The organism is Pseudoalteromonas sp. BSi20439 (assembly GCF_000241165.1).
Lineage (GTDB): Bacteria > Pseudomonadota > Gammaproteobacteria > Enterobacterales > Alteromonadaceae > Pseudoalteromonas.
Genome location: NZ_BADW01000191.1, coordinates 1 through 240 on the forward strand (window position 1 = coordinate 1; position 240 = coordinate 240).

The following is a 240-nucleotide window of genomic DNA, read 5'->3' on the forward strand; positions in this document are numbered from 1 at the left end:
CTTTGTATAAATGGTGCCTCGACCCGGAATCGAACCAGGGACACGAGGATTTTCAATCCTCTGCTCTACCAACTGAGCTATCGAGGCACTTAAACAGTGCTAGTTTAAACGTTATTGTAAACATTGTAACTAAAATAAAATGGTGCCGACTAACCGAGTCGAACGGTTGACCTACTGATTACAAGTCAGTTGCTCTACCAGCTGAGCTAAGTCGGCACACTAAACTGTGTGCTAAGGCAC

2 tRNA genes are annotated in these 240 nt (G+C 44.6%); both read right to left on the reverse strand.

Going from position 1 to position 240, the window contains the following annotated elements:
* Positions 1–11: 11 nt before the first annotated feature.
* Positions 12–87: transfer RNA gene (locus tag P20439_RS15050), tRNA-Phe, on the reverse strand.
* A 53-nt stretch (positions 88–140) separates the two neighbouring features.
* Positions 141–216: transfer RNA gene (locus P20439_RS15055), tRNA-Thr, on the reverse strand.
* Positions 217–240: the final 24 nt, after the last annotated feature.